Below are 1,392 nucleotides of genomic sequence, written 5' to 3'. Positions count from 1 at the left end.
CGGGAGGAAGTCGCCGCCGCCAAGGCGCGCGAGATCGCCGAGACAGAGGGCCTGGCGCTGCTGCATCCATTCGACGATCCGGAGATCGTCGCCGGCCAGGCGGGCGCCGGCCTCGAAGCGCTTGACCAACTCGAAGCCAAAGGTGCCAGCGCCGACCTCTTGTTCTGCTCGGTCGGTGGCGGTGGGTTGATCGGCGGCGTTTCGCTCGCCTTCCATTATCTGTCGCCCGCCACAGAGATCATCGGCGTCGAGCCGGAAGGTTTCAATGGCATGGGCTCGTCGCTGGCGCATGGCAGCATCGAGACGATGCCGATCGGGCCGAAATCGATCTGCGACGGTTTGATGTCGCGACGGCCGGGCGATGCTCCGTTTGCCGCGGTCAAGACGGCGGGTGTTCACGGCATCACCGTCGACGACCAATCGGTGCGGCGCGCGATGCGGATCGCCTTCGAGCGCATGAAGCTGGTGCTCGAACCGTCGGGGGCGGCGTCGATCGCGGCATTGCTCGGCGGCAAGGTGGATGTGAAGGACAAGACCGTCCTTGTTGTGGCTACCGGCGGCAATGTCTCGCTCGCCGATTTCATGGCGCATATGAACCATGCTTGAAGCGGATTTCGTCATCATCGGCTCCGGCTCGGCCGGCTCGGCCATGGCCTATCGCCTGTCGGAAGACGGCAAGCATTCGGTCATCGTCATCGAATTCGGCGGCAGCGATATCGGGCCGCTGATCCAGATGCCGTCGGCGCTGTCGATCCCGCTCAACATGAGCCTCTACGACTGGGGCTTTGCCAGCGAGCCGGAGCCGCATCTCGGCGGCCGTGTGCTGGCGACACCGCGCGGCAAGGTTATCGGCGGCTCGTCCTCGATCAACGGCATGGTCTATGTGCGCGGCCACGCCCGCGACTTCGACCATTGGGCCGAAGAGGGTGCGGCCGGCTGGGGCTTCGCCGACGTGCTCCCCTATTTCAAGCGCATGGAGGATTCGGATGGCGGCGAGGATGGCTGGCGCGGGCACGGCGGGCCGCTGCATGTGCAGCGCGGCTCGCGTAAAAATCCGCTCTATGGCGCCTTCGTCGAGGCTGGCCGCCAGGCCGGGTTCGAACTGACGGAGGACTATAACGGTTCCAAGCAGGAAGGTTTTGGGCCGATGGAGCAGACCATCAGCGGCGGCCGCCGATGGTCGGCGGCATCAGCCTATCTGAAGCCGGCGCTGAAGCGCAAAAACGTCAGTCTGGTCAAGGGCTTTGCGCGGCGGGTGATCATCGAGAATCAGCGCGCCATCGGCGTCGAGATCGAAGCTCACAAACAGATTCAGGTCGTTAAGGCGCGACGTGAGGTAATCGTCGCCGCATCGTCGATCAATTCGCCCAAGATCCTGATGCTGTCCGGCAT

At 64.4% G+C, this 1,392-nt stretch carries 2 protein-coding genes; both read left to right on the top strand.

Annotation, left to right across the window (positions count from 1 at the left end):
• The coding region (locus EN884_RS36000) for a pyridoxal-phosphate dependent enzyme (RefSeq protein WP_128361126.1) at window positions 1–606 on the top strand (606 nt) is incomplete at its 5' end.
• A partial coding sequence (locus EN884_RS35995; protein ID WP_206617754.1) for a GMC family oxidoreductase N-terminal domain-containing protein occupies window positions 599–1,392 on the top strand: 794 nt, incomplete at its 3' end. The genes EN884_RS36000 and EN884_RS35995, both read left to right, overlap by 8 nt.

The sequence above is a fragment of the Mesorhizobium sp. M7A.F.Ca.AU.001.01.1.1 genome (genome assembly GCF_004022735.1).
GTDB classification, from domain to species: Bacteria; Pseudomonadota; Alphaproteobacteria; order Rhizobiales; family Rhizobiaceae; genus Mesorhizobium; species Mesorhizobium ciceri.
Note: the sequence above shows the minus strand (reverse complement) of the source record. Positions and strands in the feature narration are given on the sequence as shown.